Origin of the sequence: Bradyrhizobium sp. LTSPM299, assembly GCF_000938235.1 — a bacterium.
Taxonomy (GTDB): Bacteria; Pseudomonadota; Alphaproteobacteria; order Rhizobiales; family Xanthobacteraceae; genus Bradyrhizobium.
Genome location: NZ_JYMU01000049.1, coordinates 254178 through 278754 on the forward strand (window position 1 = coordinate 254178; position 24577 = coordinate 278754).

Below are 24577 nucleotides of genomic sequence, written 5' to 3' on the forward strand. Positions count from 1 at the left end.
CGGATGAGTGGTTAGCGGGTACGGATAGGGTCAGGTTGTGGCGCGGATTGCGTGGATGCGCCCTGCGCGCGTGACAGCAGCAGCGTGAGGACCGCCGAGAGCACCAGCAGCCCGGCGACAAAATAGAGGCCGCCGGCAAAGCTGCCGGTCTGGTCTTTGATCCAGCCGATCATCGCCGGCCCCACGAAGCCGCCGAGATTGCCGATCGCGTTGATGGTGGCGATGCCGGCCGCGGCCGCCGATCCCGACAGGAACATGGTCGGCATGCTCCACAGCGGCGGCTTCGACGAGGAGATGCCGATATTGACCAGCGTCAGCGCCGCGATGACAGCGGCAAGGCCGGTCCACAATCCCGCCAGCGCCAGTCCCGCAGCTGCCACGAGGCAGGCCAGCACGACGTGCCAGCTGCGTTCGCCGGTGCGGTCCGAATGCCGCGCCCACAGGATCATGGCGATAACCGCGACCATCGCAGGCACCGCGTTGAGGAAGCCGACCTGGAGCGACGACAGGCCGAACGCCTTGATGATCTGCGGCGCCCACACGCCGAGCGTATAGAGCCCGGCCGAGGTACCAAAATAAACCAGTGACAGTGCCAGCACGCGCGGATCGGCGAGGCCGCGCCAGATGCTGTGGTTCGCGGTCGCGGCCTTGCCGTCATTCTCCGCCTTCATCGTCTTGACCAGCCAGCCGCGTTCGTCGTCATCAAGCCATTTGGCCTGCTCCGGCCGATCGGTGAGAAAGCCCAGCACGACGAAGCCGAGCAGCACGGCCGGAATTGCTTCGAGCACGAACAGCCATTGCCAGCCCTTGAAGCCGAACGCGCCGTCCATTTCGAGCAATGCACCCGACACCGGCGAGCCCAACACGGTCGACAGCGGCGCCGCGGCCATGAATAGCGCGGTGACGGCGGCGCGCTGTCGCGCCGGGAACCAGTAGGACAGATAGAGGATGATGCCGGGAAAGAACCCGGCTTCCGCCGCACCCAGCAGGAAGCGCAGCACATAGAAGCTGGTCGCGCCCTGCACCAGCGCCATCGCCGCCGACACCAGGCCCCAGCTGATCATCACCCGCGCGATCCAGATCCGGGCGCCGATCTTGTGCAGGATGATGTTGGAGGGCACCTCGAACAGGAAATAGCCCCAGAAGAAGATACCGGCGCCGAAGCCGTACACCGTGGGCGACAGGCCGATGTCCTTGTTCATGGTCAGCGACGCGAAGCCGATGTTGACGCGGTCGATGAAGGCCACGAAGTACAGCAGCATGATGAAGGGCACGATGCGGAGCGTAATCTTGCGCAACACGCGCGTCTGAAGCTCGCCGGCCATGGGCCTCCCTCGGGTTGCTGTTCTTGTTGGGGCGGGCGTATCTCGCCGTGCCAGGGGGCAGGTTAGGGCGCCGAGCCTTTGCGATTCAATCCGCGCGGGTTTATACAAAAAAATGATATAATCCCTGGTCGTCATTGCGAGGAGCGAGCGACGAAGCAATCATCGCTCCGCGCATGCGGTGCCAAATGGATTGCTTCGCTTCGCTCGCAATGACGGCGGGTAGGCGGCCACGAGCATAAGGAAACCATCGCCTTGGAACTGCACCAGCTCCGCTGCTTCGTAGCCGCCGCCGAGGAATTGCATTTCGGCCGCGCGGCGCAGCGGCTGCAGATGCTGCCGTCCGCGCTCGGCCGTCACATCAAGCTGCTGGAGGAGGACCTCGGTGTCCGGCTGTTCGCGCGGACCACGCGCGCGGTGTCGCTGACCGAGGACGGCGCGATGCTGCTGCGCGACGGTCGCGCGCTGTTGAATCGTGCACAGGCGATCGAGGATGGCTTCCGCGGACGCTTGCGCAAGCCGTCGACGCGGCGATTCCGGATCGGCGCGATTGATAGTGCCGCGGCCGGCCTGCTGCCCCCATTGCTGCGCGATCTCCGCGCTATCAATCCGGAAATCGCCGCGCAGCTGCTCGAAGAGAAGACCATCCGGTTGTTGCCAAAGCTGCTGTCGGGCGCGCTCGATCTCGCCTTCGTGCGCCCGCCGGAACGGCCGGACAGGCGCATCGAGTTCGTGTCCCTGCTGCAGGAAACCGCCGTGGTCGCATTGTCGCGCAGGCATCCGCTGGCGCAGCGAAAATTGGTGTCGCTGCCCGACATCGCCGATCAGCCGCTGATCGTGCCGGAGCGCCGCTCGCGGCCCCATAGCCACGAGCTTACAGTAAAGCTGTTCGACGAGGCCGGACTGACGCCGCGCATCCAGGAGATCGCCGACGAGAAGCAGACCATCGTCAACATGGTCGCCGCGCGGCTTGGCGTCGCCATCGTGCCGCGCTGGACCTCGCGGATGACGGTCTCGGGTGTCTGCTTTGTGCCGCTCAGGCTGAAGCGGGGCAGCAGCGCCGGGCGCCTGCCGCTCGCCGCCGCCTGGCTGAAGGGCTCGCGGGATCCGATCCGCGACCAGGTGCTCGCCGTGCTTGAAGCAAGGTTGAAGGCTTACGCGCGGGAAGCGTGAATGTCTCCCCGTCATTCCGGGGCGGCGCGTTAGCGTCGAGCCCGGAATCCATCGTGCCGCATCACCTGTGGTGAAATGGATTCCGGGCTCTCGCTCCGCGAGCCCCGGAATGACGAAGGGATAGGGGCGTGCCCTTAGCGTTGACCCGCCGGGCTTTCTGACGCCTCGGTCTCCGCGGCAGGAAACAGGTTGGCGGCAGCGACCGCGCCCGCGATGGCCCCGATTGCCGAGAGGACGAATGGCACCGCAAATGCCGCGACCATGTCGGTCGTTCCAAGCGTTGCGCCCAGCGCCGCAATGCTGATGGCAAAGCCGGCCTGACGGACGATCATCGTCACAGCCGAGGTCATCGCAGCCTGCGTCGGCGGGGCTAGCGCGAGAGCGACGCTGCTCATCTGCGGATTCGCCAGCGCGGCGCCGACGCCGATCGTCAGCATTCCGGCGATCGTTGCGACAAGGCGCATCGCAGGGCTGTCCGAGAGCGCGGCAACCACAAGCAGCGCGTCGCCTGACGCGATGATGCCAAAGGCAACAACGAAGAAGCGTCGCCAGCCCCATCGCGTCACAAACCGGCCACCCAGCAGAGGCACCGCCAGCATCGGCAGGGTTGCCGCCAGCAGCGCCGCGCCGGCCACTTCCATGGTTGCGCCCAGGCCGATGCTCAGGAACAACGGCAGATAGACCAGCACGGCCCAGTAGCCAAACTGAATGGAGGTCAGCAACGCGCCGACCCCGATCATGGCCGGTGCTGCAAACACACGCGGATCGAGAACCGGATGTGGGCTGCGCCATTGCTGTGCAACGAACATCAAAGCCGCGGTCGCGCCGGCGACCAGGCCGGCGATTCTGATGCCCAACGAAGCATCGCGTCGCAGCAGCGCATCGATCACGAGGCCCAGCGACAGCGTCAGCAGCACGATGCCCAGGGGATCGAGCGGACGCCCGACGACCTCACGAGTCTCGCCAATAACGTGCGGCACGGCGAAAGCCAGTGCCAGGCAAAACGGGATATTGGCGTAAAAGATCCAGCGCCAGCCGAACCACGCGGCGAGCAGGCCACCGAGGGTCGGGCCCAGCGCCATCGCAACGCCGGAGATCACGCCGATGGTGCCGAAGGCGCGCGCCCGCTGATCATGGTTCGGAAATGCGTGCGCGACGAGTGCGATTGCGCCTGTGATCAGGAAGGCCGCACCGATGCCCTGCGCCACCCGGGCCGCCAGCAGCAGCGGGCCGTTCGCCGCCGCGCCGCAGGCGATCGACGCCAGCAGGAACACTGCGTTGCCGGCCAACATCGCGCGCCGGCGGCCAAAGCGATCGGCGAGCGCGCCCGATGCCAGCAGCGCGGCCGTAAGCGCTAGGCTGTAGGCGTCGATGACCCAGGCGGAGCCGGCCACGGCAAACCCGAGGTCCTTCGCGATGCCGGGCATCGCAACCACGACGGCCGTCACGTCGAACGGAATCAGGAAGACGCCGAGGCCAAGCGTGAGCGTGATCAGGCCCGATGGTTCTTGCGCGAGCTGGGATGTGTGATCGTGCATGCCGTCTTTCCCCGAAACGCGTCCCAGGCTGCACGCGCAGACAGCGTCGTACGCCCGTGCTGCTGACAGCGTGGTGTCAGCAGGACCGGCTTCTTTGGCGTTCGGTCATCAATCTGAGGCTGGGATGCGGCGACCGGCCGGTCGGTTGCGGGGTAAGCGGAACTCGAACCTGCTTGCGGTCTGATCGCACAAAGACCTATCTGTGCGCGCAAACTGCCGCCGACGAAGGGATCAAGGCCGTCATGGATGCCTGGACCAAATGCTTGCTTGGCGCGACCGCCTTTGCTGTCCTCGGCTATTTCACCCTCATCTACGGCGGCTGCGCGATGGATGACCGATGCCATCTGCGCTCCTGCTACGCGCACAGGACCTGCGGCGTGGTCTACGACACGGACACGACAACGAAGGCGCAGTGACGCGCCCGGCCGGTTCGGCCCTACCTCTGAGTTGCCCGACATGGCAAGCCCCTCGCGCAAAAATATTTCGTTTTATCCGAAGCGAAACTCAGTGTATAGATTTGCCCGTCCCACCCGATTGAGCATGAGGCGGACGGCGAAGTCGTGTGGTCCTGACGCTGCAATGCAGGCGGAAAGTTTTTGAGAAGCTGACGCTTCCCAGAGACGACGGTGGCAACCAAGCGCTCACCGGGGAGAGCACGTATAAGCCGTAACCCATCGCGCAGGGAAAGCCGGAGTGCCTCCGCTGAACCTGTATGCTCGTGTGCGCTTCTCTTTCCACCATTGCACACGAGACCGCGGGTGCAGCGTGCACCCGGCTTTCCCTGCGCCCTTGTTCAAGGAGAGGGCAAACGAAATGCAAAGCTCGGGCAAATCATGTCGCGAGAATGCGAATGTGTGATTCACAAATCGCGCAACAAATTCAGTGTCGTCCCGGCGAAGGCCGGGATCCATAACCACCGATGTCAGTTGTTGCGCGACGCCGGAACGACGAGTCCCATTCGCAACACCCGCCGCGGCGTCCCGGCCTCCGCCGGGACGACGTCTGGAGAGAGCCGGGAACGCAATGCAGATCGGCAAGCCGTGGGGGGAGCCCCGATAGACTCACGTTATGTTATAATATAACACTGTTCCCCATGTCCCACACGCATTCTCACGACCACACCCACCACAGCCACGCCCCCCATGGGCACAGCCACGGCCCGGCATCGCCGCATCCGGCCCAGGTTGCGCCCTGGTCGATCCTGCGGATGACGGTTCCGGCGCGCCTGGCGGCGGCGCTGGCGGTCAGCGCGGGCCTGTGGGGTGTCGTCTGGCTGGCGATGAGGTGATCCGTGGCTGCGCTCGTCACATTCCGCGATGTCACGCTCGGTTATGATCGCCACCCGGCGGTGCACCACCTCAATGGTGCGGTTGAGGCCGGCGCGTTGCTCGCCGTGATCGGCCCGAACGGGGCCGGCAAGTCGACTTTGCTGCGCGGCATCGCCGGTGTGCTGAAGCCGCTGTCGGGCGTGATCGATCTCGACGGGCTCGATCACAGGGATATCGCCTATCTGCCGCAAACCGCGGATATCGACCGCAGCTTCCCGATCTCGGTGTTTGATTTTGTCGGCACCGGGCTGTGGCGCTTGACCGGGTTCTTCGGCGGCATCAGCAAAGCCGCGAGCGACAGGATTTTGACGGCACTGGCCGCGGTCGGCCTCAACGGGTTCGAGAACCGGCCGATCGGCACGCTGTCCGGCGGGCAGATGCAGCGCATATTGTTCGCTCGCGTGCTGTTGCAGGACGCCCGCCTGATCGTGCTCGACGAGCCGTTCAACGCGATCGATGCCAAGACCACCGCCGACCTGCTGGCGCTGGTGAAGCGCTGGAACGGCGAGGGGCGCACGGTGCTGGCGGCGCTGCACGACCTCGACATGGTCCGCAACAATTTTCCCGAAACGCTGCTGCTGGCGCGCGGGCCCGTCGAATGGGGCCCGACCGCGCAGGCGCTGACGCCTGATAATTTGATGGTGGCGATGCGGATGTGCGAGGCCTTCGACGACAGTGCCGGAGCCTGTGCGGCCGATCCGCGCTCACGGGCCGCCTGATCGCCATGCTCTACGACGCGCTGATCGCGCCCTTCACCGAATTCGAGTTCATGCGCCGCGCGCTCGCGGCCGTGATCGCGCTGTCGCTCGGTGGCGCGCCGATCGGTGTATTCTTGATGCTGCGCCGGATGAGCCTGGTCGGCGACGCCATGGCGCATGCGATCCTGCCGGGGGCGGCGATCGGCTTCCTCGTCTCGGGGCTCAGTTTGTTTGCAATGACGGTCGGTGGCCTGCTTGCGGGCTTCACGGTGGCGCTGCTCGCCGGCCTCGTCGCCCGCAACACCGAATTGAAGGAGGACGCCTCGCTTGCGACCTTCTATCTGGTTTCGCTCGCGCTCGGCGTCACCATCGTGTCCATCAAGGGCACCAATATTGACCTGCTGCATGTGTTGTTCGGCAACATCCTCGCGATGGACGACCAGACCCTGCTGGTGATTGCCTTTAATGCGACGATCACGTTGCTGGTTCTGGCGGTGATCTATCGTCCGCTGGTGATCGAATGCGTCGATCCGGTGTTCCTGCGCACGGTGAGCCGGGCCGGCGCGCCGGCGCATCTGGCGTTCCTCGCGCTGGTCGTGATCAACCTCGTCAACGGCTTCCATGCGCTCGGCACGCTGCTCGGCGTTGGGCTGATGATCCTGCCCGCCGGCATCGCGCGGTTCTGGTCACGCGATATCACCACGATGATCTGCATCGCGGTCGCGAGCGCGATTGTGTCGGGCTATGCTGGGCTCGTGCTGTCGTACCAGACGCGGATTCCGTCCGGTCCCGCCATCATCCTGGTCGCGGCCGGGCTCTACATCGTCTCGCTGCTGTTCGGTAATGTCAGCGGGCTGGTGCGGCAGCTGTTTCCCGGCCGGCATCTCGAGGCATGATGGCGATGCGGCGGTGGATTGGGCTGATCTGTCTGGCGCTGGTGATGACGACCGCTGCGGCGCGGGCCGAGGGACGCATCAATGTCGTGGTGAGCTTCTCGATCCTCGCCGACATGGTGCGCAATGTCGGTGGTGACAGCGTCGAGGTAGCAGCGCTGGTCGGGCCCGACGGCGACGCACATGTCTATGCGCCGACGCCGGCGGATGCGAAAAAGGTCGCCGACGCCAGGCTCCTGATCGTCAACGGGTTCGGCTTCGAGGGCTGGATGCCGCGGCTGCTGCAGGCCTCCGGCGGCAAGGCGCCTGTTACGGTCGCGACCCGCGGGATTGCCGCGCGGCAGGTCGGCGGCCACGAGGACCCGCATGCATGGCAATCCGCGCTCAACGCAAAGATCTATGTCGGCAACATCCGCGACGCGCTGATTGCGGTCGCCCCTGACGATGCCGCTGTTTTCAGGGCCAATGCCGAGGCCTATCTGGCCAAGCTCGACGTCCTCGACCGCGAGGTGCGGGAGGCGGTGGCGAAAATACCGGAAGAACGGCGCAAGGTGATCTCGACCCATGGCGCCTTCGGTTATTTCGCCGATGCCTATGGTATCAAGTTCATCGCGCCGCTCGGCGTCTCCACCGATTCCGAGCCCAGCGCGCGCGATATCGCTGAAATCATCACCCAGATTAGAGTTGCAAAAATTCCAGCAGTTTTTCTCGAAAATATCAGCGATCCGCGCCTGATCGAGCGGATCGCGGCCGAGACCGGCGCCAAGGTCGGGGGGACCCTTTACTCGGACAGTTTGACGGGCGAAAAGGGCGATGCGCCCACTTACATTGATATGGTCAGGCACAATATAAAGGCCCTGACCAGCGCGCTCGCCGACTAGGGCAGGGGCCTCCCTGCCAAGGTTGAGCGCAGCACCCCAAGTTCCTTCGGAGTTGTTATGGCTGAAGCTTCGCAAAAAATTCCTGTGACCGTGCTGACGGGCTATCTCGGCGCCGGCAAGACCACGTTGTTGAACAGGATTCTGTCGGAAAACCACGGCAAGAAATACGCCGTCATCGTCAACGAATTCGGCGAGATCGGCATCGACAACGATCTGATCATCGGTGCCGACGAAGAAGTGTTCGAGATGAACAATGGCTGCGTCTGCTGTACGGTGCGCGGCGATCTCGTCCGCATCCTGGACGGGCTGATGAAGCGCAAGGGCAAGTTCGACGCCATTATCGTCGAGACCACGGGTCTCGCCGATCCGGCGCCGGTCGCGCAGACCTTTTTCGTCGACGAGGATGTGCAGAAGAACGCCCGGCTCGATGCGGTCGTCACCGTCGCCGACGCCAAATGGCTAAGCGATCGCCTCAAGGACGCCCCCGAGGCCAAGAACCAGATCGCGTTTGCCGATGTCATCGTGCTGAACAAGACCGACCTGGTGTCAAAGGCGGAGCTCGCCGAGGTCGAGGCCCGCATCCGCGGCATCAATCCTTACGCAAAACTGCATCGCACCGAGCGCTGCAAGGTTCAGCTTTCCGACGTGCTGGAGCGCGGCGCGTTCGACCTCGACCGCATCCTGGAGATCGAGCCTGACTTCCTCGAAACCGGCGGCGATCATGACCACGATCACGATCATCATCACGGCCACGACCATCATCATGATCACGGCCACAGCCATGGTGGGTTGAAGCACTATCACGACGAGGACATGCAGTCGCTGTCGCTGCGCTCGGACAAGCCGCTCGACCCGACCACGTTCATGCCCTGGCTGCAGCAGCTGGTTGCCAGCGAGGGCCAGAAGATCCTGCGCTCGAAGGGCATCCTCGCGTTTGCCGGCGATGACGACCGCTACGTCTTCCAGGGTGTCCACATGATGCTCGAAGGCGATCATCAGCGGAAATGGAAGGACGGCGAGAAGCGCGAGAGCCGGGTCGTCTTCATCGGTCGCGAATTGCCGGAACAGGCGATCCGCGACGGTTTTGAACGCTGCATCGTCTCGTGATGAAGGACTTCGACGCGCCCGACGGGCCTTCCATCGTTTCGATCACCGATCGCGTCAAGCTGACCCCGCTCGGCGCGGCCGTAGGCTCAGTGCATTTCCTCGGCGATCGCGCCTTCTTCGTCGGTGCCGAGGAGGAAATCGCGATCGTGACCGCCGACGGCGAGATCACGCGCACGCCGGTCCATGGCGGCGCCATCCTGTGCGCGGCCTCCGACGGCAAGCGGATCGTCACCGGCGGTGATGACGGCAAGTTGGTCGCCATCGACGCCAAGGGCGAGACCTCTACGATTGTGACCGACGTCAAGCGGCGCTGGATCGACAATGTCGCGCTGCAAGGCGAGGGCACGGTGGCGTGGTCGGTCGGCAAGACCGCCTACGTCCGCGGCGCCAAAGGCGACGACAAGACGTTCGAGGTGCCGTCCACCGTCGGCGGGCTGGCCTTCGCGCCGAAGGGCTTGCGGCTCGCGATCGCGCATTACAATGGCGTGACGCTATGGTTTCCCAACATGGCGGCCAATCCCGAATTCCTGGAATGGGCCGGGTCGCATCTCGCCGTCATGTTCAGTCCGGACAACAAATTCCTGGTGACCGCGATGCACGAGGCGGCGATGCATGGCTGGCGGCTCGCCGACAGCAGGCACATGCGAATGAGCGGCTACCCCGGCCGCGTGCGTTCGATGTCGTGGAGCGCGGGCGGCAAGGGGCTCGCGACCTCGGGCGCCGATAGCGTGATCGTCTGGCCGTTCACCAGCAAGGACGGCCCGATGGGCAAGGAGCCGGCGATGCTGGCGCCGATGCCGGCGCGGGTGTCTGTCGTCGCCTGCCATCCGAAGAACGACATCATGGCGGTCGGCTATAGCGACGGTGTGGTGTTGATGGTCCGCCTCGAGGACGGTGCCGAGATCCTGGTACGCCGGACCGGCGGCGCCCCGATCTCGGGGCTGGCGTGGAATGCCAAGGGGACGCTCCTGGCGTTCGGCGCGGAAGATGGTGACGCGGGCATCCTGGAAATGTAAGAGATCGCCATGCGATTTCTCACCACATTCCAGCTCGCCGACTTCCTCGACACGCTGGTGAGCCTGTCCACCGCCTTCGTGCTCGGCACGCTGATCGGGGCCGAGCGGCAGTACCGGCAGCGCACCGCGGGCCTGCGCACCAATGTGCTGGTCGCGGTTGGGGCTGCGGCCTTTGTCGATCTGGCGATGCATCTGGCGGGCGCCGACGGCGCGGTGCGCGTGATCGCCTATGTCGTGTCGGGAATCGGCTTCCTTGGCGCCGGCGTCATCATGAAGCAGGGCATGGACGTGCGCGGCCTCAACACCGCGGCGACGCTGTGGTCCTCGGCGGCGGTCGGCTCCTGCGCCGGTGCCGATCTGGTCGCGCAGGCGGTGGCGCTGACCGTCTTCGTGATCGCAGGCAACACGCTGCTGCGCCCCCTCGTCAACGCCATCAACCGCATTCCGCTGAACGAGAAGGCCTCGGAGGCGACCTATTACGTCAAGGTCGCGGTCTCGACCGATGCGCTGCCCACGATGCGCGACCGCCTGGTGGAGAAGCTCGAAGCCGCAAACTATCCGGTGGCCGATGTCGCCGTGGCCGAGATCGGCGACGATCGCCTGGAGATCGTGGCGACGCTGGTCTCGACCGCGATCGATCCCCACGAGCTGAATGCCGTGGTCACCGATATCGAGCGCCAGCCCGGTGTGCGTCACGCGACCTGGGAGAGCAATACCGCGGACTGAGTTCCGCGGCGGCATTGCCGCCGCGGAACCATGCCGGAGCAGGATCGTTGACATCGCGAACAAGTCGCGGGTGCACGAATGGCTGCGGACCAAACCAAGAGAACGTTGCGGAACGGCATGCTGATCGCCGTTGCGCTGGTGGTGACGGGCGCAGCGATCTCAGGCCTTTCATTGCGCGCGATCAACGCGGCCCCGCCGCAGCGGATCGCGCAGGCGACGCAGCCGCTGCAAGGCACGCCGGCGCCGGAGACGACGGCGCTCCCGGCCGAATCAAAGCCCGGCGGCGAGCGTCCGACCACGCCGGCTCCGGAGCCTGCACAACCGGACGCGCAAGCGCAGAAGGCCGGCGCCAAGCCGGTGCTGCCGCCGGCGCCCGCCGAAAAGACCGCGCCGCCGATCAATCAGAAATAGATGCGCGCGATGCGCATGGTGACGCGCATTTGACTGATACTGCCGATTATCCGCTCTCGCCTCCGTCGCCCGTCCGCTCCATAATCGGTCGTCACACCAACGGCAGATGGGGCCTTCCATGAAGATCGACGACGTCAGGCGCAACGCCTATTCGATGCCGCTCACCAACCCAGCGTTCCCGCCGGGGCCCTATCGCTTCTACGACCGCGAATATTTCATCATCACCTACCGGACCGACCCCGAAGCGCTCGCCGCCGTGGTGCCGGAGCCGCTCGAGGTCGTCGAACCCGTGGTGAAGTACGAATTCATCCGGATGCCTGATTCAACCGGCTTCGGCGACTACACCGAGACCGGGCAGGTGATCCCGGTCCGCTTCAAGGGCGAGGTCGGCGCCTACACCCACGCGATGTATCTCGATGACGAGGCCCCGATCGCCGGCGGCCGCGAGCTGTGGGGATTTCCGAAGAAGCTGGCGCGGCCCAAGATCGCGGTCGAAAGCGACGTGCTGGTTGGCTCGCTGCATTACGGCTCGGTGCTCTGCGCCTCCGCCACGATGGGCTACAAACACCGCAAGGTCGACCACGACACCGTGCTGAACGCGATGAAGGCGCCGAACTTCATCCTGAAGATCATCCCGCATGTCGACGGCACCCCGCGGATCTGCGAGTTGGTGCGGTTTCATCTCGATGACGTCACGCTGAAGGAAGCCTGGACCGGCCCCGCCGCGCTTGGCCTGTTTCCCCATGCGCTCTGCGACGTCGCCCGCCTGCCGGTGCGCGAGGTGGTGTCGGCGCTGCACTACAAGGCGGACCTGACCCTGGGATTGGGATCGGTGGCGTTCGATTATCTGGCGAAGTGACGAAGTCATTCCGGGGCATCGCGTCAGCGGTGAACTATGGTGCGCACTCGCGCACCTGAGAATCTCGTGCCACAAACTTCGAGATCCCGGGTCTGCGCGCGAGGCGCGCATCCCGGGATGACCTCTTTGGGATCAGCGCACCAGGATATTCCGGAACTGCCACGGATCGCTCGTATCGATGTCCTCCGGGAACAGGCCGGGCCGGTCGTTGAGCGGTGTCCAGTCGGTGTAGAAACCGTTCACCGGGCCGAGATACGGCAGCTGGATTTCCAGCAGTCGATCGAAATCCATCTCGTCGGCTTCGACGATGCCTTCGTTCGGATTTTCCAGCGCCCACACCATGCCGCCGAGCACGGCGGAGGTCACTTGCAGGCCGGTGGCGTTCTGATAGGGCGCGAGCTTGCGGGTCTCCTCGATGGAGAGCTGCGAGCCGTACCAGTAGGCATTGTTGTCATGGCCGAACAGCAGCACGCCGAGTTCGTCGATGCCATCGACGATTTCGTTCTCATCGAGGATGTGGTGCTTTTCCTGCATCTTCGCGGCGCGGCCGAACATTTCATGCAGCGACAGCACGGCATCGTCGGCCGGATGATAGGCATAGTGGCAGGTCGGCCGATAGATCGCGGTGCCCGATGCGTCACGCACCGTGAAGTAATCGGAGATCGAGATCGACTCGTTGTGGGTGACCAGAAAGCCATACTGCGCGCCGCGGGTCGGGCACCAGGTGCGCACGCGCGTGTTGGCGCCGGGCTGCATCAGATAGATGGCCGCGCCGCAGCCGGCTTCGTGGGTATGCGCATTCTCGGGCATCCATTTTTCATGGGTACCCCAACCGAGTTCGGACGGCTGCACGCCTTCCGACAGGAAGCCTTCCACCGACCAGGTGTTGACGAAGACATCAGGCTCTTTCGGCGACTTGGAGCGCTGGGTGTCGCGTTCGGCGATGTGGATGCCCTTGATACCGGCCTGCCGCATCAAGTCGGCCCATTCGGCTTTGGTCTTCGGCTTGGGGGCATTGAGCTTCAGATCAGCGGCGACATTGAGCAGCGCCTGCTTGACGAAAAAGGAGACCATGCCGGGATTGGCGCCACAGCAGGAGACGGCCGTCGTCGAGCCCGCGGGGCGCGCCTTCTTGGCCGCCAGCGTCACTTCGCGAAGCGCATAGTTGGAGCGCGCTTCCGGGCCCTTCGAGGAATCGAAATAGAAACCGAGCCAGGGCTCGTTGACGGTGTCGATATAAAGCGCGCCAAGTTCGTTGCAGAGCTCCATGATGTCGGTAGAGCCGGTATCGACCGAGAGATTGACGCAAAAACCCTGGCCGCCGCCTTCGGTGAGCAGCGGGGTCAGCAAGTCGCGATAATTGTCCCTGGTCACGGCCTGCTGGATGAATTTCACATTGTGCTTCTCGCAATGTGCCTTGCGGCCCTCGTCCTTGGGATCGATCACGGTGATGCGCGACTTGTCGTAATCGAGATGCCGCTCGATCATCGGCAACGTGCCTTTGCCGATGGAGCCGAAGCCGACCATGACGATGGGACCGGTGATCTTCGCGTAGATCTGCGAGGCGGGGCTCATGGGATAGTTTCTCCGGAAAGTGCTTGGTCGTTGGTGTTGCGGTGGATCAGGCGCTGCGGCGCTTGGCGGTGACTTCGATCTCGACTTTCATCTCGGGCTTGGCGAGGGCCGTGACGACCAGCAACGTCGCAGCCGGCCTGATGTCACCGAGGACCTCGCCGCAGACGGCGAAGTGGGCATCCACGTAGTTGGCGTCGGTGACGTAGTAGGTCGCGCGGACGATATCGGCCATCGCGAAGCCGCCCTCCTTGAGGGCAGCCTCGATGGTCTTGAAACAGTTCCGTGACTGGCTCGTGACATCCGATGGCATGGTCATCGTCGTGTAGTCATAGCCGGTGGTTCCAGCGACGAAGGCGAAATCGCCATCGATCACCGCGCGGCTGTAGCCGACGGACCTCTCGAGAGGGGAGCCGGTGGAAATCAGGCGACGGGGCATATTCGGGACCTCGACTGAGGGGAGCTTTGCGCGGGGTTTACGGGCATTTCGCACGCCCGCGCAACCCCTGCGGCGAGCTCAGCGGGACTGTTGGGTGGCGTCCGGCGGCGCGGGCGGCGTGCCTGCCCAGCGCCGGACCAGAATGTCCCTGACGATCATGACAGAGATCAGGACAAAGACGATCGTGGTGACGAGGCTGCGCAAACGCGGGCGCGCGACGTCGGTTGCGGTGGAGGTCTCGGACATGGCTCCGCCTTACGCCGCGCGCGATATGGCGAGCGGCGCCCTGCGGGTGCGGGATGCGTCGGTCGGCGTGATCATGCCCCAGGCGCCATCGAGGGCGCCCTCGACGAATTCAAGGCCAAGGAGCCGCTCGCGTTCGAAGGCGCCCGGCAGCGACAGCTCGCCGGTCCTGGCGGCCGAGAAGCCGAACCTGATGTAGTAGGGCGCATCGCCGAGCAGGATCACCGCGCTGTGGTCGCGCGCCTTGGCGGCAGCCAGGACGCGCTTCATCAGGGCCGCGCCGACGCCGAGGCCGCGGCAGGAATCGTCCACTGCCAGCGGCCCCAGCATCAGCGCAGCGCGGCCCCCCGCGCTGACGTGCCACAACCGCACGGTTCCAACCAGCCGGCCGTCCTTGCGCACGGCCGAGAGGCTAAGGCCTTCGGCGGGCGCGCGTCCGTCGCGCAGTCGCTGGCAGGTGCGTGCATGGCGGTTGTCGCCAAAGCAGGCATCCAGCAGCGCTTCGCGCGCGACGACGTCGGAGGCTCGTTCCGCGCGGATCGCGAACGGAGCGGCAGTCCGAATGAGGGCAACGGGGGTGTTCCGTTTAGCAGTCATGGCACGTCAGTCCTCGCTTGCAACGGCGGTTTGCACGCCGCGGCAAGCGTCGTTCAGAAAGTCAAAAATGACAGGGAAGGAGCCGGCTGGCCGGCTCCCGGTTCGTCAGGCCTCTAAAAGGAGGCGGCTTAGATGTGGTAGGTCTTCAGCGGCGGAATGCCGTTGAACGCCACCGACGAGTAGGTCGACGTATAGGCGCCGGTGCCTTCGATCAGCAGCTTGTCGCCGATCTCGAGCGTCACCGGGAGCGGATACGGCAGCTTCTCGTACAGCACGTCGGCGCTATCGCAGGTCGGACCTGCGAGCACGCACGGCGTCATGTCCGCCCCGTCATGCGGGGTACGGATGGCGTAGCGGATCGACTCGTCCATGGTCTCGGCGAGGCCGCCGAATTTGCCGATGTCGAGATAGACCCAGCGCACCTCGTCCTCGTCGCTCTTCTTGGAGATCAGAACGACTTCGGTCTCGATGATACCGGCATTGCCGACCATGCCGCGGCCCGGCTCGATGATCGTCTCCGGGATCTGGTTGCCGAAATGCTTGCGCAACGCGCGGAAGATCGACCGGCCGTACTGCAGGACCGGAGGAACGTCCTTCAGGTACTTGGTCGGGAAGCCGCCGCCCATGTTGACCATGGTGAGGTTGATGCCGCGCTCGGCGCAGTCACGGAACACGCTCGACGCCATCGCGAGCGCGCGGTCCCACGCCTTCACCTTGCGCTGCTGCGAGCCGACATGGAACGAGATGCCGCACGGCTCCAGCCCGACGCGCTTGGCGAGGTCGAGCACGTCGACCGCCATCTCGGGATCGCAGCCGAACTTGCGCGACAGCGGCCATTCTGCGCCGGCGCAGTCATAGAGGATGCGGCAGAACACCTTGGCGCCGGGAGCGGCACGGGCGACCTTCTCGACCTCGGCGGCGCAATCGACCGCGAACAGCCGAATGCCGAGCGCGAAGGCGCGCGCGATGTCGCGCTCCTTCTTGATCGTGTTGCCATAGGAGATGCGGTCCGGCGTCGCACCGGCAGCCAGCGCCATTTCGATCTCCGCAACGGTTGCGGTATCGAAGCAGGAGCCCATCGAGGCCAGCAGCGACAGCACTTCGGGCGACGGGTTTGCCTTCACCGCGTAGAACACGCGGCTGTCCGGCAGCGCCTTCGCAAAGGTCTGGAAGTTGTCGCGCACGACTTCGAGGTCGACGACGAGGCACGGCTCGGTGTCTTGGCCCTCGCTGCGGCGGTTGCGCAGGAATTCCTGGATACGTTCGGTCATAGCACTCTCCAACGGTCCCAGCGACGGGAACCGCGTCAACGTGACGTCGGATAAGAGCGCTCCGGCCCAATTGCGCGATGGAGGCGCAACGAAGCCAAAAGACTCAAACCAGACTGAGCTGCCGTGGATTGGTTGGGAGAGTTTCCCGCCCGCACACCTGGCAATGAAGGACAAGCCTTTTCAGTAGCCCGCGCCGGCGTTGGACTGCCGGTAGAGACCAAAAAAGCCCGATCCGTCGTTGCTTTAAGTCGCGTCCCCCGTTGAGAGCGGGGTGCGCCGGTTCGCCTCCGGCTGCCAGTCACGGTTGCAAAGGGTGGTGAGACCTTCAACGGCATCCCTGGAGAGAGATGCTGGCCGCCTCGTGTCCTGACGGACGTGGGCAACCCTCGGTTCTTCCACCCCTTGGCGGCTGTCCGGCCTCTTGTCCGGATACCTACCGACTGACACACGACCACAGGCACGTGCGAAATTGGGCAAAGGGGAAATAAGTCTTTTGACTCTGGTTCGCAAGATTTTTTTTGCGATAGCGACAGATTTCCCTAACGCGAGCTTGCAATGCCGCGCGCTGCACGCGCCGAGGCGTCGAGAAGATGAACGTCTGTTAAGATTGACTAACGAAGCGTGTGTGTTTTGGCCCTGTGCCGCAGCGCTTTCTTGAGACGCGCGTCAGGCGCGGCGCGTGAACGGCTCGACGCGCTGAGCGGCGCGGATGAAGGCGATCATGATCAGGACGCCGACGGCGAACAGCACGGCCTGCAGGATGTGGGCGCCGGTGTCGTTGAGCCCGAGCAGGATCGCGAGCGCCCAGCCGCCTGCGAACGCTGCACCGAACACTTCCGCGCCGATCAGGATCGCCGCCGAGATGACGGTGATGACGCTCGGCCAGAGGATCTCGCGCTTGGCTGTGGTGGTGGGCTGCATGCTCATCGAATAGGTCCTGTTCAGGGGGCGCAATCTCTCCGAAAAGTGCCCATCTATCAAGCGCAAAAGGCCCAAAAATGCCGTATCGCGTGATATAGATTGGGCCACATTTTCAAGGCGAAAACGGGACATCTGATGTCAGAAACCAGCGCGCAGGCCCAGGTCCAGAACAAGGTCCAGACTTTGGCCAACCCCCTCCTGAAGCCATGGCAGACGCCGTTCGAGACGCCGCCCTTCGCCGAGATCCTCCCGGGGCATTTCCTGCCCGCCTTTGAGCAGGCCTTCGCCGACCATTCGGCTGAAATCGCCGCCATCACCCATGATCCAGGGCTGCCCGACTTCGCCAACACCATCACCGCGCTGGAGCGCTCCGGCAAGCTGCTCTCGAAGGTCGCGTCCGTGTTCTACGACCTGGTCTCGGCGCATTCCAACCCGGCCATCCTCGAGATCGACAAGGATGTGTCGCTCCGGATGGCGCGGCACTGGAATCCGATCATGATGAACGCCGTGCTGTTTGGCCGCATCGCCATGCTGCACGAGAAGCGCGCCGCGCTTGGCCTGACCGGGGAGGAGATTCGGCTGCTGGAGCGGACTTACACTCGCTTCCACCGCGCCGGCGCCGGGCTCGACGAGTCCGCAAAAACACGGATGGCCGAGATCAACGAGCGGCTGGCCCATCTCGGTACCTCATTCAGCCACCATCTGCTCGGCGACGAGCAGGACTGGTCGATGGAGCTCGGCGAAGGCGACCTCGGCGGCCTCTCCGACACATATGTGGCGGCAGCCAGGTCCGCGGCGGAACAGCGCGGTATGCCCGGCAAGGCGATCGTGACGCTGTCGCGCTCCTCGGTCGAGCCGTTCCTGCAGAGCTCGACCCGCCGCGACCTCCGCGAGAAGGTCTACAAGGCCTTCGCCGCCCGCGGCGACAATGGCAATGCCAACGACAACAACGAGACCATCGTGGAGATCCTCAGCCTCCGCGAGGAGAGCGCGAAGATCCTGGGCTTCCCGACCTACGCGGCGTACCGGCTTGAGGATTCCATGGCCAAGACGCCCGAGGCTGTCCGCGGCCTGCTGGAGCGGGTCTGGAAGCCGGCGCGGGCGCGGGCGCTCGCCGACCGCGACGCGCTGCAGGCGCTGATCGCCGAGGAGGGCGGCAATTTCGCCCTGGCGCCGTGGGACTGGCGCCACTACGCCGAAAAGCTTCGGCAGCGGCGCGCCAATTTCGACGATGCCGCGATCAAGCCCTATCTCGTGCTCGACCACATGATCGAGGCCGCCTTCGACTGCGCCACCCGCCTGTTCGGCGTCACCTTTGCGGAACGCAAGGACGTCCCGGTCTGGCATCCGGACGTCCGGGTCTGGGAGGTCAAGGATCGCGCCGGCAAGCACAAGGCGCTGTTCTATGGCGACTACTTCGCGCGGCCCTCGAAGCGCTCCGGCGCCTGGATGACCTCGCTGCGCGACCAGCAGAAGCTCGATGGCGACATCGCGCCGCTGGTCCTCAATATCTGCAACTTCGCCAAGGGCGCCGACGGCGCGCCGTCGCTGCTGTCGCCGGATGACGCGCGGACCCTGTTCCACGAGTTCGGTCACGGCCTGCACGGCATGCTCTCGGACGTGACCTATCCCTCGCTGTCGGGCACCAGCGTGTTCACCGACTTTGTCGAACTGCCGTCGCAGCTCTACGAGCACTGGCAGGAGCAGCCGCAAGTGCTGCAGCGCTTCGCAAAACACTACCAGACCGGCGAGCCGCTGCCCGACGATCTGCTGAAGCGCTTCCTAGCCGCGCGCAGGTTCAACCAGGGCTTTGCCACAGTGGAGTTCGTCTCCTCGGCGCTGATCGACCTCGAATTCCACACCCAGCCGGCGGCCGCCAGCCGCGACGTCCGGGCGTTCGAGAAGCAGGAGCTGGAGAAGATCGGCATGCCCGCCGAAATCTCGCTCCGTCATCGGCCGACCCAGTTCGGCCACATCTTCTCCGGCGACCATTATGCCTCCGGCTATTACAGCTACATGTGGTCGGAGGTGATGGATGCCGACGCGTTCGGCGCCTTCGAGGAGGCCGGCAACATCTTCGATCCCGCCACCGCCAAGCGGCTGCTTGACGACATCTATTCGTCGGGTGGCTCGCGCGATCCCGAAGAAGCCTATGTTGCCTTCCGCGGCCGCGAGCCCGAGCCGGACGCGCTGCTGCGCCGCCGCGGCCTGCTCGAGACGCCCGAGGCGGCCTGAAGGTGAGGCCGGTCTTCAACCGCCTGATCGCCTTGCTTGTGCTTGCTTGTGCCGTCGTGCTCGGCGCGGCGGCGGCGGAAGCCCATCCGCATGTCTGGATCACCGCCAAAAGTGAGCTGATCTATGCGCCCGACGGCACCATCACCGGCATCCGCCACGCCTGGACCTTCGACGACATGTTCTCGTCCTATGCGCTGCAGGGCATCGAGGCCAAGACCAAGGGCGCCTACAGCCGCGAGGAACTGGCGGCGCTGGCGCAGACCAATGTCGAGTCGCTGAAGGAGTATGCCTATTTCACCTTCGCCAAGGCTGACGGAAAGAAGCAGAAGTTCACCGAGCCGGTCGACTATTTCCTCGAATACAAGGATACGGCGCTGACGCTGCACTTCACCCTGCCGGTGAAGATCCCGTTCAAGGCCAGAGAACTCTCGCTCGAAGTGTTCGATCCGACCTACTTCATCGACTTTCAATATGCCGAGAAGAACCCGGTGAAGCTGGTCGGCGCGGCGGGCGACTGCAAGATGCAGTTCCAGCGGCCGAACGACGGCAGCGCGGCCGCACAGAAGCTCGGCGAGCAGAATTTCCTGGACGGCAGCGCCGCCAATTTCGCCATGATGTTCGCTAACAAGATCCTGGTGGAGTGCCCATGATGCCGATGTCATCCCGCGTGATGCGCGGCCTCACTATTTCCGCTGCCGTGCTAGCCGCATTCGTCCTGCTCGATGGCGCGGTCCACACCTTGCTGGCGCAAAATCCATTCGGCGCGCCGCGTGCCGCCGAACCGCAGGGCGGCATCATCGGCTGGCTGCTCGCAAAACAGTCGGAGTTCTACCGCGAGATCTCGGCGACCATCCGCGCCGCCAAATCTGACGGCTCGGCGGTCTGGACGCTGCTTGCGATTTCCTTTGCCTACGGAATCTTCCACGCCGCCGGCCCGGGCCACGGCAAGGCAGTGATCTCGTCCTACCTGGTCGCCAATCGCGAGACGGCGCGGCGCGGCATCGTGCTGTCGTTTGCCTCGGCGCTGATGCAGTCGCTGGTCGCCGTCATCATCGTCGGGATCTGTGCCTGGCTGCTCAATGCCACGGCCAAGACGATGTGCGGCGCCGAGAAGGCGATCGAGATCGCAAGCTACGCTCTGATCGCCGCGTTCGGCGCCCGCCTGGTCTGGGTCAAGGGCGGCGGCTTCATCCGTGCGCTGCAGGTGCCGCGGCCTGCGCTGGCGATGGCCGGGGCGCATCACGATCACGACCATGGCCACGACCACGATCACCACCATCATGACGCGCACGGGCATCACGACCATGGTCACGGTCATGACCACGCTGATGATCATGACCACGATCCGCACCACGTCCATGACGAGCATTGCGGCCATTCACACGGGCCGACGCCGGCCGAACTCGCCGGACCCGGCGGCTGGCAGCGCGGCCTGGGCGCGATTGTCACGGTCGGCATCCGGCCGTGCTCGGGCGCGATCCTGGTGCTGGTGTTCGCGCTGGCGCAGGGCCTGTTCTGGGCCGGCATTGCCGCGACCTTCGCGATGGGGCTCGGCACCGCCATCACCGTGGCGGCGATCGCCATTGCCGCCGTATCGGCGCGCGGCATGGCAGAGAGATTGAGTGCCGCACGCGAAGGCGGCGGCATGCTGATCATGCGCGGCCTGGAATTCGGCGCCGCCGGGCTGGTGCTTCTGTTCGGACTCGGCCTGCTGTTCGGCTATGTCGCAGCCGAACGGGTGACGTGTTTTTGAGTTACCTCGCCCCGCTTGCGGGGATCGAGACGAGCGAAGATCGCTCTTAGGTCGGCGCACAGCGCCGGGTGAGGGGGACTCACCGCGCACTCCTCTCTGACGATTTTTGTGGAGACGGCCCCTCACCCCGCCCTCTCCCCGTAAGAACGGGGCGAGGGAGAAGAGGCATCACCCCGGCAAATACCCCCTTATCGCCGGCAGGAAGAAGATCGCGATGTTGATGGCGAAGCCGATGCTCCACAGGATCGAGCGCAGCGTCGGCCGGTTGCCGATATAGGTGAAGACGTAGGCGATGCGCACGATCAGGAACAGCACCGCCAGCTCGTCGATCAGCCGCAACTGGCCGAGCCGGAATTCGGCGAGCAGCACCGCGGCTGCGAAGAACGGGAAGACCTCGATGCCGTTCTGGTGCGCGCCGAGCGCCCGCGCGCGGATCGGGTCGTCATAGAAGTCGGGATCGCGCGGCCGGGAATTGTCGAAACGGCGAAAGCCGATCCATTTCACGGATGCGATCGTCAGGAGCGAGAGCATCAGCGTCCCGAAGACGCACCATTCGGCGATCGTCATGGTTCCTCCCTAGACCCCTGCTCCGATGGAATCGGAACAGGGCTCTAGATTCCTTGTTTTGACGCGTTTTCTTCACGCGAACCGGTATCCACTTCGCTCGAAAACGCTCTGGCCGGACCGGAACGTAGCCAACCCGCCCTCGGCTTGACAAGGTTGGAGCAACGCGCGAAGCCCGACGCTTGTCGTGAGAAGGCTATTATGAGCACGGTCATTCCCTTCGAGAGCGCGAAGCCGGCCGCGGAAGCGACGCCCGAGCGCGTCGGTGTGCTGCTGGTCAATCTCGGCACGCCGGATACGGCCGATGCCGCGGGCGTGAGGGTGTATCTCAAGGAATTCCTGTCGGATCCGCGGGTGATTGAGAACCAGGGTCTGCTCTGGCAGCTGATCCTTAACGGCGTCATCCTGCGCATCCGCCCCGCCCGCAAGGCGCGCGATTACCGGAAGATCTGGAACGCCGAGCGGAATGAATCGCCGCTGAAGACGATCACGCGCGCGCAGGCCGAGAAGCTGGCGGCTGCGATCGCCGATCACGATCATGTCGTGGTTGACTGGGCGATGCGCTACGGCAACCCGTCGATCACCTCGCGGATCGAGGCGCTTGCCGCCCAGGGCTGCGGCCGTCTCCTGATCGTGCCGCTCTATCCGCAATATTCCGCAGCGACCTCGGCGACCGTCTGCGACGAGGTGTTTCGCGTGCTGGCCGGCATGCGCGTGCAGCCGATCCTGCGGGTGACGCCGCCTTATTACGATGACCCCGATTACATCGAGGCGCTGGCGGTCTCGATCAATGCGCATCTGGCGAGCCTGCCGTTCCAGCCCGAAATCATCCTCGCGTCGTTCCACGGCATGCCGAAGTCGTACGTCGACAAGGGCGATCCCTACCAGGCGCAGTGCATCGCAACAACGGACGCCCTGCGCGAACGGCTCGGGCTTGATGGCTCGAAGCTGATCCTGACCTTTCAATCGCGTTTCGGTAACGCCGAGTGGCTGCAGCCCTATACCGACAAGACCGTCGCGAAGCTGGCCAAGGACGGGGTGCGGCGGATTGCCGTGGTCACGCCCGGCTTCTCCGCCGATTGCCTGGAGACGCTGGAGGAGATCGCGCAGGAGAACGCCGAGATCTTCAGGCACAATGGCGGCGAGCAGTTCGCGGCGATCCCCTGTCTCAACGACAGCGATGGCGGCATGGACGTGATCCGCCAGCTCGTGCTGCGCGAGCTTCAGGGCTGGATCTAACGAGGCTGGATCTAATTGTTAACGATCCGTGACACTGGACACGCAGCATCCGTTTACCCCTCATACATCTGGCAGCCCGCACCACCGCTCCCTACGTAATGTTCAGAAGAACAGCCGGCTGAACCGGCGTAGCGGTGCTGCCGACCAATGCACGACCGCGTCCGGCGACGAATCTGCCGGTTTTGGAGGACTTTATGACTGGCTTCGATATTTTCGCGATCGCGTTGGTACTTCTCGTCATCATCACGCTGTTCGCCGGCGTCAAGACCGTCCCGCAAGGCTTTGACTGGACCATCGAGCGGTTCGGCAAATACACCCGCACGTTGACGCCGGGCCTCAATCTGATCGTGCCCTATTTCGACCGGGTCGGGCGCAAGATCAATATGATGGAGCAGGTGATCAGCATTCCCGAGCAGGAGGTGATCACCAAGGACAACGCCACCGTGACGGTGGACGGCGTCGCGTTCTACCAGGTGTTCGATGCCGCGAAAGCGAGCTACGAAGTCTCCAACCTCAACCAGGCGATCATCGTGCTGACCATGACCAACATCCGCTCGGTGATGGGCTCGATGGATCTCGACCAGGTGCTGTCGCATCGCGACGAGATCAATGAGCGGCTGCTGCGCGTCGTCGATGCCGCGGTGTCGCCATGGGGCCTGAAGGTCAACCGCATCGAGATCAAGGACATCGTGCCGCCGGCCGACCTCGTCGAGGCGATGGGCCGGCAGATGAAGGCCGAGCGCGTCAAACGCGCCGACATCCTGCAGGCGGAGGGCCAGCGGCAGTCGGAGATCCTGCGTGCCGAGGGCGCCAAGCAGGGCCAGATCCTGCAGGCCGAAGGCCGCAAGGAGGCCGCGTTCCGCGACGCCGAGGCGCGCGAGCGGTCCGCCGAGGCCGAGGCGCGGGCAACCCAGATGGTCAGCGACGCCATATCCAAGGGCGACGTTGCCGCGCTGAATTATTTTATCGCCGACAAATACATCAAGGCGTTCGGGCAATTGGCTGACTCGCCGAACCAGAAAATCATCATGCTGCCGATCGAGGCGATGAGCATCCTTGGCTCGCTCGCCGGCATCGGCGAGATCGCCAAGGCCACCTTCGGCGAGAGTGCTGCGTCCGCCCAGGCAGCCGCGCGGCGCGGCTCGGTGCCGTCGGCCGGCCCAACGCCACCGCCGAGGACGTGAGGCGTGGTAGCGTCACGCCGGCAATTGTAGGGGGCGCATCATGGCCGAGATGTTTACGACGTTGGGTACCTGGAACTGGCTGATCTTCGGCTTCATCCTGATGGCGCTGGAGCTGGCGGCGCCCGGCGTGTTCCTGTTCTGGCTCGGGCTCGCGGCATTGCTGGTCGGCTTGCTGTCGTTCGCGATCAATCCGTCCTGGCAGACGCAGCTCTTGATGTTCGCGGTGTTCGCCGCGGCGGCGGTGCCGGTCTGGCGGCATCTTGCCAAAAGCGCGACGCAGGTGAGCAAGAGCAACCCGTTCCTCAACCGCCGCACCGAGGCGATGATCGGCCGCGAGTTCACGCTGGAGAAGCCGATCGTCGACGGCTCCGGCACGGTGCGGATCGATGACACCGTCTGGCGCGTCGCCGGCCCCGATGCGCCGGCCGGCAGCCGGGTCAGAATCGTCCGCGCGGATGGTGCCAGCCTGACGGTGGCGGCGGCGTAGCCTCTTTCCGCACACTCAGTGGGCTCCCTCTCCCCTTGTGGGAGAGGGCTGGGGTGAGGGGTTCTCTCCATACGGCGTACTATGTCGTGAGACCGCAACCCCTCACCCGGATCGCATCTG

Annotated in this window: 26 protein-coding genes; 17 read left to right on the top strand and 9 right to left on the bottom strand. The window is 64.7% G+C overall.

What is annotated here, in order from left to right; translation table 11 throughout:
* Nucleotides 1–11 precede the first annotated feature (11 nt).
* A complete protein-coding gene (locus tag UP10_RS24430; protein ID WP_044589764.1) occupies nt 12–1325 on the bottom strand; it encodes an MFS transporter in 1314 nt (437 codons plus the stop codon).
* A 252-nt stretch (nt 1326–1577) separates the two neighbouring features.
* Between UP10_RS24430 and UP10_RS24435 the strand changes: the two genes are divergently transcribed.
* Entirely contained in the window at nt 1578–2495 is a 918-nt protein-coding gene (locus tag UP10_RS24435) for a LysR family transcriptional regulator (RefSeq protein ID WP_044589765.1), read from the top strand.
* A 134-nt stretch (nt 2496–2629) separates the two neighbouring features.
* Here the strand turns inward: UP10_RS24435 and UP10_RS24440 are convergent, their stop codons facing one another.
* A complete protein-coding gene (locus UP10_RS24440; RefSeq protein WP_044589766.1) occupies nt 2630–4033 on the bottom strand; it encodes an MFS transporter in 1404 nt (467 codons plus the stop codon).
* Between the two features lie 56 nt (nt 4034–4089).
* On the opposite strand from UP10_RS24440, the gene UP10_RS24445 reads away from it, so the two are divergent.
* The 10 genes from UP10_RS24445 to UP10_RS24490 all read left to right on the top strand — a co-directional run bounded on the left by UP10_RS24445 (nt 4090) and on the right by UP10_RS24490 (nt 11952).
* Nucleotides 4090–4449: a hypothetical protein gene (locus UP10_RS24445; protein WP_156180228.1), complete on the top strand. Its 360-nt coding sequence runs from the start codon at nt 4090–4092 to the stop codon at nt 4447–4449.
* 677 nt (nt 4450–5126) lie between these two features.
* Nucleotides 5127–5321, top strand: coding sequence for a hypothetical protein (locus UP10_RS45945; RefSeq protein WP_044589768.1), 195 nt, complete (start codon nt 5127–5129; stop codon nt 5319–5321).
* Between the two features lie 3 nt (nt 5322–5324).
* Nucleotides 5325–6080 carry a metal ABC transporter ATP-binding protein gene (locus tag UP10_RS24455; protein WP_044589769.1) on the top strand — a complete coding sequence of 252 codons (756 nt, stop codon included), beginning with the start codon at nt 5325–5327 and terminating at the stop codon, nt 6078–6080.
* 5 nt (nt 6081–6085) lie between these two features.
* Nucleotides 6086–6955, top strand: coding sequence for a metal ABC transporter permease (locus UP10_RS24460; protein ID WP_044589770.1), 870 nt, complete (start codon nt 6086–6088; stop codon nt 6953–6955).
* Nucleotides 6956–6960: 5 nt separating this feature from the next.
* The gene (locus UP10_RS24465) at nt 6961–7833 is read left to right on the top strand and encodes a metal ABC transporter substrate-binding protein (RefSeq protein ID WP_044590095.1); all 873 of its coding nucleotides are present in this window, start codon (nt 6961–6963) and stop codon (nt 7831–7833) included.
* Between the two features lie 57 nt (nt 7834–7890).
* Entirely contained in the window at nt 7891–8940 is a 1050-nt protein-coding gene (locus tag UP10_RS24470; RefSeq protein ID WP_044589771.1) for a CobW family GTP-binding protein, read from the top strand.
* Nucleotides 8940–9956: a WD40 repeat domain-containing protein gene (locus UP10_RS24475; RefSeq protein ID WP_044589772.1), complete on the top strand. Its 1017-nt coding sequence runs from the start codon at nt 8940–8942 to the stop codon at nt 9954–9956. The genes UP10_RS24470 and UP10_RS24475 overlap by 1 nt, the downstream gene beginning before the upstream one ends.
* Before the next feature lie 9 nt (nt 9957–9965).
* Nucleotides 9966–10682 carry an MgtC/SapB family protein gene (locus UP10_RS24480; protein ID WP_044589773.1) on the top strand — a complete coding sequence of 239 codons (717 nt, stop codon included), beginning with the start codon at nt 9966–9968 and terminating at the stop codon, nt 10680–10682.
* A gap of 78 nt (nt 10683–10760) precedes the next feature.
* The gene (locus UP10_RS24485) at nt 10761–11093 is read left to right on the top strand and encodes a hypothetical protein (RefSeq protein ID WP_044589774.1); all 333 of its coding nucleotides are present in this window, start codon (nt 10761–10763) and stop codon (nt 11091–11093) included.
* Between the two features lie 118 nt (nt 11094–11211).
* Nucleotides 11212–11952 (top strand): acetoacetate decarboxylase, encoded by a 741-nt coding sequence (locus UP10_RS24490; protein WP_044589775.1) that lies wholly within the window; start codon nt 11212–11214, stop codon nt 11950–11952.
* A 132-nt stretch (nt 11953–12084) separates the two neighbouring features.
* Here the strand turns inward: UP10_RS24490 and UP10_RS24495 are convergent, their stop codons facing one another.
* From UP10_RS24495 to UP10_RS24515, 6 genes are all read right to left on the bottom strand, one after another.
* Entirely contained in the window at nt 12085–13527 is a 1443-nt protein-coding gene (locus UP10_RS24495) for a homospermidine synthase (RefSeq protein ID WP_044589776.1), read from the bottom strand.
* 46 nt (nt 13528–13573) lie between these two features.
* Nucleotides 13574–13963, bottom strand: coding sequence for a RidA family protein (locus UP10_RS24500; RefSeq protein WP_044589777.1), 390 nt, complete (start codon nt 13961–13963; stop codon nt 13574–13576).
* Nucleotides 13964–14041: 78 nt separating this feature from the next.
* Nucleotides 14042–14209, bottom strand: a complete 168-nt coding sequence (locus UP10_RS45390; RefSeq protein ID WP_197086891.1) for a hypothetical protein — start codon at nt 14207–14209, stop codon at nt 14042–14044.
* Between the two features lie 9 nt (nt 14210–14218).
* On the bottom strand, nt 14219–14803 hold the full coding sequence (locus UP10_RS24505; RefSeq protein ID WP_044589778.1) for a GNAT family N-acetyltransferase: 585 nt from the start codon (nt 14801–14803) through the stop codon (nt 14219–14221).
* A gap of 128 nt (nt 14804–14931) precedes the next feature.
* On the bottom strand, nt 14932–16074 hold the full coding sequence (locus tag UP10_RS24510) for a type III PLP-dependent enzyme (RefSeq protein WP_044543140.1): 1143 nt from the start codon (nt 16072–16074) through the stop codon (nt 14932–14934).
* Nucleotides 16075–16740: 666 nt separating this feature from the next.
* A complete protein-coding gene (locus UP10_RS24515) occupies nt 16741–17001 on the bottom strand; it encodes a hypothetical protein (protein ID WP_044543141.1) in 261 nt (86 codons plus the stop codon).
* 129 nt (nt 17002–17130) lie between these two features.
* Here UP10_RS24515 and UP10_RS24520 point away from each other — a divergent pair, with 129 nt between their 5' ends.
* The 3 genes from UP10_RS24520 to UP10_RS24530 are packed head-to-tail and all read left to right on the top strand — an operon-like array spanning nt 17131 to nt 20983.
* Nucleotides 17131–19230, top strand: coding sequence for a M3 family metallopeptidase (locus UP10_RS24520; RefSeq protein WP_044589779.1), 2100 nt, complete (start codon nt 17131–17133; stop codon nt 19228–19230).
* 2 nt (nt 19231–19232) lie between these two features.
* Nucleotides 19233–19880 carry a DUF1007 family protein gene (locus UP10_RS24525; RefSeq protein WP_044589780.1) on the top strand — a complete coding sequence of 216 codons (648 nt, stop codon included), beginning with the start codon at nt 19233–19235 and terminating at the stop codon, nt 19878–19880.
* Entirely contained in the window at nt 19880–20983 is a 1104-nt protein-coding gene (locus UP10_RS24530) for a nickel/cobalt transporter (RefSeq protein WP_156180232.1), read from the top strand. The genes UP10_RS24525 and UP10_RS24530 overlap by 1 nt, the downstream gene beginning before the upstream one ends.
* A 168-nt stretch (nt 20984–21151) precedes the next feature.
* Here UP10_RS24530 and UP10_RS24535 read toward each other — a convergent pair whose 3' ends face one another.
* Entirely contained in the window at nt 21152–21550 is a 399-nt protein-coding gene (locus UP10_RS24535) for an MAPEG family protein (RefSeq protein WP_044589782.1), read from the bottom strand.
* Between the two features lie 198 nt (nt 21551–21748).
* On the opposite strand from UP10_RS24535, the gene hemH reads away from it, so the two are divergent.
* The 3 genes from hemH to UP10_RS24550 all read left to right on the top strand — a co-directional run bounded on the left by hemH (nt 21749) and on the right by UP10_RS24550 (nt 24457).
* Nucleotides 21749–22786, top strand: a complete 1038-nt coding sequence (hemH, locus tag UP10_RS24540; protein WP_044589783.1) for a ferrochelatase — start codon at nt 21749–21751, stop codon at nt 22784–22786.
* 194 nt (nt 22787–22980) lie between these two features.
* On the top strand, nt 22981–23970 hold the full coding sequence (locus UP10_RS24545) for an SPFH domain-containing protein (RefSeq protein ID WP_044590096.1): 990 nt from the start codon (nt 22981–22983) through the stop codon (nt 23968–23970).
* A gap of 40 nt (nt 23971–24010) precedes the next feature.
* Nucleotides 24011–24457, top strand: coding sequence for an NfeD family protein (locus tag UP10_RS24550; protein ID WP_044589784.1), 447 nt, complete (start codon nt 24011–24013; stop codon nt 24455–24457).
* Nucleotides 24458–24577: the final 120 nt, after the last annotated feature.